Source organism: Burkholderia sp. Ac-20379 (assembly GCF_017104645.1).
In the GTDB taxonomy this organism is placed as follows: domain Bacteria; phylum Pseudomonadota; class Gammaproteobacteria; order Burkholderiales; family Burkholderiaceae; genus Burkholderia.
Window position 1 is genome coordinate 1 of the sequence record NZ_JAAGPF010000347.1, and the last position, 7,511, is coordinate 7,511.

At 67.6% G+C, this 7,511-nt stretch carries 6 protein-coding genes and 2 pseudogenes; 7 read left to right on the forward strand and 1 reads right to left on the reverse strand.

Going from position 1 to position 7,511, the window contains the following annotated elements:
* Positions 1-146 precede the first annotated feature (146 nt).
* The 6 genes and pseudogenes from G3N92_RS28415 to G3N92_RS28440 all read left to right on the forward strand — a co-directional run.
* Positions 147-431 (forward strand): annotated as a pseudogene (locus G3N92_RS28415) (acyl-CoA dehydrogenase family protein); the annotation flags it as partial.
* Positions 432-509: 78 nt separating this feature from the next.
* A complete protein-coding gene (locus G3N92_RS28420; RefSeq protein ID WP_206130906.1) occupies positions 510-818 on the forward strand; it encodes a type II toxin-antitoxin system Phd/YefM family antitoxin in 309 nt (102 codons plus the stop codon).
* Between the two features lie 7 nt (positions 819-825).
* Positions 826-1,215 carry a type II toxin-antitoxin system RelE/ParE family toxin gene (locus G3N92_RS28425; RefSeq protein WP_206130907.1) on the forward strand — a complete coding sequence of 130 codons (390 nt, stop codon included), beginning with the start codon at positions 826-828 and terminating at the stop codon, positions 1,213-1,215.
* A 385-nt stretch (positions 1,216-1,600) separates the two neighbouring features.
* Positions 1,601-2,887 (forward strand): dicarboxylate/amino acid:cation symporter, encoded by a 1,287-nt coding sequence (locus G3N92_RS28430; RefSeq protein WP_206130908.1) that lies wholly within the window; start codon positions 1,601-1,603, stop codon positions 2,885-2,887.
* 1 nt (position 2,888) lies between these two features.
* Positions 2,889-4,892, forward strand: coding sequence for an ATP-binding protein (locus G3N92_RS28435; protein ID WP_206130909.1), 2,004 nt, complete (start codon positions 2,889-2,891; stop codon positions 4,890-4,892).
* A gap of 40 nt (positions 4,893-4,932) precedes the next feature.
* Positions 4,933-6,297 (forward strand): sigma-54 dependent transcriptional regulator, encoded by a 1,365-nt coding sequence (locus G3N92_RS28440; RefSeq protein ID WP_206130910.1) that lies wholly within the window; start codon positions 4,933-4,935, stop codon positions 6,295-6,297.
* A 79-nt stretch (positions 6,298-6,376) separates the two neighbouring features.
* Here G3N92_RS28440 and G3N92_RS28445 read toward each other — a convergent pair whose 3' ends face one another.
* On the reverse strand, positions 6,377-6,913 hold the full coding sequence (locus G3N92_RS28445; RefSeq protein WP_206130911.1) for a TlpA disulfide reductase family protein: 537 nt from the start codon (positions 6,911-6,913) through the stop codon (positions 6,377-6,379).
* A 295-nt stretch (positions 6,914-7,208) separates the two neighbouring features.
* On the opposite strand from G3N92_RS28445, the pseudogene G3N92_RS28450 reads away from it, so the two are divergent.
* Positions 7,209-7,511 (forward strand): annotated as a pseudogene (locus G3N92_RS28450) (hypothetical protein); the annotation flags it as partial.

Sequence of the window (7,511 nt, forward strand, 5' to 3'; positions counted from 1 at the left end):
GGCCGCGCCGGCACGCGCGTGGCCGAGGAGGCGATCCAGTTGCACGGCGGGATCGGCATGACCTGGGAACTGCCGCTTTCGCATTACGCGAAGCGGCTCGTGATGATCGATCATCAGTTGGGGGACGGGGACCAGCATCTGGCGCGGTAGTCGAAATCGAGCAGGCGCGCTCGGCCGTGATCAACGCGGCTGCGGCGCTCGACGCGCCGCGCGCGACGCGCGAGCGCGCGCTGTCGGCGGCCAAGTTCACGGTGGGCCGCGCCGGCACGCGCGTGGCCGAGGAGGCGATCCAGTTGCACGGCGGGATCGGCATGACCTGGGAACTGCCGCTTTCGCATTACGCGAAGCGGCTCGTGATGATCGATCATCAGTTGGGGGACGAGGATCATCATCTGGCGCGGTATATCGAACTGGGGCGGCGGGGCGGGTGACGGGGCGGACATCGCGTCGCAGTTCAAACGCGCATAAAATGTACGAAATTCTGTACAGTTTGGTGCTCAGGAGCTGCCATGGCCTTTTCCACACTCGACATCATTCCGCTCTCGCAAGCCCGGGCCAACCTGTCCGAGCTGGCGGATCAGGTTCGCGCCGGCGACGAAAAGATCATCACCAAGAACGGCGAGAGCTATGTCGCGCTCGTCGATGCGCGCCGGCTCGATTATTACCACCATCTCGAGCGCGAGCGCATTCACCTCCTGTTGATTGACGACGCCCGGAAGGGGCTCGACGATATCGCTCAGGGCAAGGTTCACGATGCCGACCACGCGCTGGCCGCATTGAAGCGGCGGCGCGCCGGCGGCACGGCCGCGGATCGGTGAGCGCGGCATGTCTCGACCTCGTCCGGTCCGCTTCACCCAGCACTTCCTCGACAACCTCGATGCCATCGAAGCGTTCCTGCGCGATGCCGATGCGCCCGCCGCCTTCGATGCGCTGCTCGATGAATTGACCGATACGTTCGTGCCGAACCTGCGGCGCTTTCCCGCCATGGGGTGCCCGTTTCTCGACCGGCCGATCCGGTCGATCGAGGTCGGCAACAGCCTCGAGCAACTTGTCGGGGTGCTGGCCGCATCGGTCGGAAAGGCCGAAATTCGCGAATATGTGATGGCACGCTATCTGGCCTTGTACGTGCATACCGATTCCGAGGTGTTCTTGCTGTCGATCCGGCACCACGCGCAATTGTCGTTCGACTTTCCGCAGCACTGGCCTCCTGGTTGACCCGGAGCCGCCACGCGCCTTCCCCCGACACAATTCTCCCCACTCGTCCGGATTGCCGGACGCTCCGCTTTCCGGATTTCCGGAAAGCCGGATTTCCGCGCGCCGCCCGATTTGTAAAAACGCAAACGAATCAAAGGCCTAAGCGCATTTCCCGCCCTGGCACCGAGCTTGCGTATATCTGTCGCAAGGCCAGCCCTGGCCGGATAACGACAGCAGCAAGGAGACAATCGATGGCGCCCCACCCAATGCTTTCCCCCCGGATGGTCTAAGGCCGTTGCTTGTTGCGACGCGGCCGCCGCGCGGGCTCATGTTCCCCTGACACTCGCCCGCGTGCGTGATGCCGATTCTCAAGGCTCACTTCACCCTTCTGGAAACTGGACTCATCGTGAAGAAGAAACCGTTCTACAAAGTGCTCTACGTGCAGGTGATCTTCGCCATCGTCGTCGGCGTGATCCTCGGTCACTACTACCCGTCCCTCGCGGTCGACATGAAACCGCTCGGCGACGGCTTCATCAAGCTGATCAAGATGGTGATCGGCCCGATCATCTTCTGTACCGTCGTGAGCGGCATCGCCGGCATGCAGGACATGAAGAAGGTCGGCCGCGTCGGCGGCAAGGCGCTGCTCTACTTCGAGATCGTCTCCACGTTCGCGCTCGTGCTCGGCCTCGCCGCCACGCACCTGCTGCGTCCGGGCGCGGGTTTCAACATCGATCCGGCCACGCTGAACGGCAAGGAAGTCGCGTCGTACGCCGCCAAGGCGCACGGCCAGTCGACCGTCGACTTCCTGATGCACATCATCCCGAACACGATGTTCGACGCGTTCGCCCAGGGCGAGATCCTGCAGATCCTGCTGATCGCGCTGCTGTTCGGCAGCGTGCTCGCGCACCTCGGCGATCGCGGCAAGGTCGTGACGGACTTCATCGAAGGCACCAGCCGCGTGTTGTTCGGCATCGTCCACATCGTCACCAAGCTCGCCCCGATCGGCGCGTTCGGCGCGATGGCGTTCACCATCGGCAAGTACGGCGTGGGCTCGCTGGTTCCGCTGCTCAAGCTGATCGGCACGTTCTACCTGACGTCGGTGGTGTTCGTGGTGGTGGTGCTCGGCGCGGTGGCCCGCTTCACGGGCTTCTCGGTGCTGCGCTTCGTCGCGTACATCAAGGAAGAGATGCTGATCGTGCTCGGTACGAGCTCGTCGGAAGCGGCGCTGCCGCAACTGATGGAGAAGCTCGAGAAGGCCGGCTGCTCGCGTTCGGTGGTGGGCCTCGTGGTGCCGACCGGTTACTCGTTCAACCTCGACGGCACCAACATCTACATGACGATGGCCGTGCTGTTCATCGCCCAGGCGACCAACATCGAACTGACCTGGATGCAGCAGCTCACGCTGCTGGCGGTCGCGATGCTGACCTCGAAGGGCGCGAGCGGCGTGACGGGCGCGGGCTTCATCACGCTGGCGGCGACGCTGGCCGTGGTGCCGACCATCCCGCTGTCGGGCATGGTGCTGATCCTCGGTATCGACCGCTTCATGAGCGAGTGCCGCGCGCTGACGAACATCGTCGGCAACGGCGTCGCCACGATCGTCGTGTCGGCCTGGGAAAAGGAACTCGACCGCAACAAGCTGCGTGCGGCGCTGAACGGCGAAGTGTCGATCGGCGACACCACCGCGAAGGTTTGAGATGAAGCATGACGCAGCGGCGCGCGAACAGCCGCCGCTGCCCGGCGGGGCCGGCCCCGCCGCATTTGGGCCGGACGGCTATGCCACAATAGGCGATTCCCATTTTCCGGAAATCGCGAACGTGAAGCGCCGCCTGCTCGTTCTGCTCGTGCTCGTCGCGCTGCTGGCCGCCGCCTGCGCGCTGACCTGGACGATCACCTGGCAGCGCGGCGTCGACGACCTGCGCCGCAACGCGGCCGTGCGCGTCGACCGCACCACGAGCGCGCTCAAGAGCACGCTCGACCGCTACGAATCGCTGCCGTACCTGCTCGGCGGCCACCCGTTCGTGCAGGACGTGCTGGCCAACGCGAACACCCCCGGTTTCGTCGAGCGCGCCAATCGCTATCTCGACGACCTCAATCATCACGCCCACGCCACCACGATCTACATCATCGGCGCGGACGGGCACTGCGTGGCCGCCAGCAACTGGCGCGACCCGGACAGCTTCGTCGGCGCCGAATACCGGTTCCGGCCGTATTTCCTCGATGCGATCAAGGGCGGCGTGGGCCGCTTCTTCGGGATCGGCACGGTGTCGCACGATCCCGGCTACTACATCTCGCAGCCGGTGCGCCGCAATGGGCGCATCGTCGGCGTGGCCGTCGTCAAGCTCAATCTCGAATGGTTCCAGGGCGCCGATGCGTCCGAGCCGCTGGTGGTGGCCGACGATCACGGCGTGATCTTCCTGTCCTCGGTGCCGGCCTGGAAATACCACACGCTCAAGCCGCTGACCGGCTCGGTGGCCGATTCGATCTTCGCGACGCGGCAGTACGCGCAGCAGCCCGTCACGCCGGTGCCGATCCTGGTCGAGAAGGTGCTCGGCAGCGACGCCGAGATCGTGCGGATCGGCAAGGGCCTGCGCGCGCCGCGCTACCTCGCCACGCAGCGCCGGCTCGGCGAGCCGGACTGGCAGCTCGTCACGCTCGCGCCGATCGAGCCGGTGGATACCGATGCCCGCAACGCCACCGTGGTGACGGCGTTCGGCTTCATCTCGCTGTGCCTGCTGGCGTTCTACTGGCGCATGCGCCGCGCGCGCGTGAACGAAATGATCCGCGGCCGCGCGCTGCTGCAGAACGCCTATGCCGAACTGAACCAGCGCGTGGCCGAGCGTACGGCCGATCTGTCGCAGGCCAACGAACAGTTGCAGAAGGAAGTGGGCGACCGGATCCGCGCCGAGCTCGAACTGCGCGCGGCGCACGACGAGCTCGTGCAGGCCAGCAAGCTCGCCGCGCTCGGCCAGATGGCGGCCGGCATCACGCACGAGCTGAACCAGCCGCTCGCGGCGCTGCGCAGCTTTTCCGACAACACGCGCGTGCTGCTCGACCGCGGCGAGCAGGGCGCGGCGCGCGAGAACCTCGAAGCGATCGCCTCGCTGACCGAGCGGATGGGCAAGATCACCAACCAGCTCAAGCTGTTCGTCGGCCGCGCGCGGCCGCGCAACGAACGCGCGCTGGTGTCGCGGGCGCTCGGCAACGTGGCCTCGCTGCTGCGCGAGCGCTTGCAGGCGGTGGCACTCGAGGTACAGATCGACGATGCGATGCACCCCGGCGAGGACGGCCGTTTCGATCCCGCGCTCGAATATCCCGATCTGGTCGCGATCTGCGAGGATCTGCGCCTCGAACAGATCCTGATCAACCTGCTCGGCAATGCGCTCGACGCGGTGGCCGGCGTGCCGTCGCCGCGCATCGCGGTGCAGATCGAGGCGTCGGCGGGCAGCATCGCGATCACGGTGGCCGACAACGGCCCGGGCGTGCCGCCCGAGCTGCTGCCGCGCCTGTTCGAGCCGTTCTTCACTACCAAGGAGATGGGGCGCGGCCTCGGCCTCGGCCTGGCGATTTCGTCGTCGATCGCGAGCGACGCGGGCGGCGCGCTGGTCGCGCGCAACGCGCCCGAAGGCGGCGCGGTGTTCGTCTTGACGCTGCGCCGCGCCCGCACGCATCATCCGCAGACGTTCGCCGCCGGCCGCTAGCGCGGCCCGGCGCGATGTCGATTCACAGCGAGTGACACACATGGCCAACCGCCTCCAGGTTATCTATATCGAAGACGACGAACTCGTGCGTCGCGCGGCCGTGCAGAGCCTGCAACTGGCCGGGTTCGACGTGACCGGGTTCGGCTCGGCCGAGGCCGCCGAGAAGGCGATCCTCGGCGAGCGCGTGGGCGTGGTGGTGTCCGACATCCGCCTGCCCGGCGCGAGCGGGCTCGAACTGCTCGCGCACTGCCGCGAACGCGCGCCGGACGTGCCGGTGATCCTCGTCACCGGCCACGGCGACATCACGATGGCCGTGCAGGCGATGCGCGACGGCGCCTACGATTTCATCGAGAAGCCGTTTCCGGCCGAGCGGCTGGTCGAAACCGTGCGCCGTGCGCTGGAGCGCCGCGAGCTGGTGCTCGAAAACCTCGCGCTGCGCCGCGAGCTGGCGGTGCAGGGCGTGGTCGCGCCGCGCATCATCGGCCGCAGCCCGGCCATCGAGCAGGTGCGCCGGCTGATCGCGAACGTCGCGCCGACCGACGCCTCGGTGCTGATCAACGGCGACACCGGCGCCGGCAAGGAGCTGATCGCGCGCAGCCTGCACGAGATGTCGCCGCGCCGCGACAAGCCGTTCATCGCCGTCAATTGCGGTGCGCTGCCCGAGCCGATGTTCGAATCGGAGATGTTCGGCTACGAGCCGGGCGCGTTCACGGGCGCGGCCAAGCGGCGGATCGGCAAGCTCGAATACGCGTCGGGCGGCACGCTGTTCCTCGACGAGATCGAGAGCATGCCGCTCGCGTTGCAGGTCAAGCTGCTGCGCGTGTTGCAGGACGGCGTGCTGGAGCGGCTCGGCGCGAACCAGCCGATCCGCGTGAACTGCCGCGTGGTGGCCGCCGCCAAGGGCGACATGAGCGAGCACGTGGCGGCCGGCACGTTCCGCCAGGATCTGTTGTACCGGCTGAACGTGGTGACGATCGCGCTGCCGCCGCTCGGCGAGCGCCGCGAGGACATCGTGCCGCTGTTCGAGCACTTCATGCTCGACGCGGCCGTGCGCTACGGCCGCCCGGCGCCGCACCTGACCGACCGGCAGCGCGAGGGGCTCATGCAGCGCGACTGGCCCGGCAACGTTCGCGAGCTGCGCAACGCGGCCGACCGGTTCGTGCTGGGCGTGACCGAGGGCGTGGTGGAGGCCGGCGGCGCGGCCGAGGCGCGCGACGCGGCGGGCGGCGAGCAATCGCTGAAGGAGCGCGTCGAGCAGTTCGAGCGCGCCGTGATCGCCGACACGCTCACGCAAACGGGCGGCGCGGTGGCCGCCACGGCCGACCGGCTCCATCTCGGCAAGGCCACGCTGTACGAGAAGATCAAGCGCTACGGCCTGTCGACCAAGGGCGACAGCGAGCGCTGATCCGCAGCGGTTGCGGCGCAACAAAAAAGCCGGCGGCGCCAGGAAGGCGCGGCCGGCTTTTTGCCGATCGGGGGTTCGCTCAGGCGTTGCTGTTGCCGAGCGCCTTTTGCAGCAACTGATCGAGTTCCGCGAATTGCGGTTCGCCCACGTAGCGCTTCAGGATCTTGCCGTCCTTGTCGACCACGAAGGTGGTCGGCGTGAGCTGGACGTTGCCGAACTGCTTGGCGAGCGAGCCGTCGTCGAACGCCACCTTGAACGGCAATTGGCGCGTCTTGACGTAGTTCGAGACGTACATCGGCGAATCGTAGTTCATCGCCACCGCGACGAATTCGAGGCCCTGGCCCTTGAAGCGGTTGTAGGTGTCGACCATCTGCGGCATTTCCTTCATGCAGGTTTCGCAGCTGGTGGCCCAGAAGTTGACGAGGTAGACCTTGCCCTTCAGGTCCGAGCCGGTGGACACCTTCTGGCCCGACAGCAGCGTGAACGTGGCGTCGGGCACGCTCGACTTGCCGTTCAGCGCGAAGTAGCCGGCGACGGCGATCGCCACGGCGACGGCCGCAATCGCGACATAACGCAGCGGGCTCGCGCGGCGGGGGGAAACGGGGGCTTGGCTCATTTCAGGTACCTCGGAAGACTGCGGGGCCGCGCGGCACAGGTGCGCGGCGGCGATCATTGTAGCCTCAAAACATGACGTATACCGGTCGGCCCGCCTGACCGCGCCGCCAGGTTCGGGGCTCGGCCCGAGGCGCGGGATGGCTCGCCCGGCGAGGCTTTCGGGCCGGTTCGAGGCCGCGGTGCGGGCGATTGCGCGGCCTTCGCTTATGCCCGGCATTTCGGTTCGCGCGGCCGCGCCGGGCGACGATAATGGCGGCTCGTGTTTCCCCTCTGGCCGATGGCCGCCGAGCCGACCCATGTCCGCCCCCCATTTCCTCGCCCGATGTTCGACGCTGCTTGGCCTGCGCCGCCGCCCCGCACGCCGCCTGGCCGTGCTCGGGCTGGCGGCGCTGCTCGCGGCCGCGTGCACGCCGGCGCTCGACTGGCGCACGCTTCATAGCGACGCCGGCTACACGATCGACCTGCCCGCCAAGCCCACGCTCGACGCGCGCGAGATCGCGATCGGCGGCGCGCCGATGACGATGCGGATGCAGGCCGCGCACGTGAGCGGCGCGGTGTTCGCGGTCGGCACGGTGATGCTGCCCGACGCGCGCCCGGCC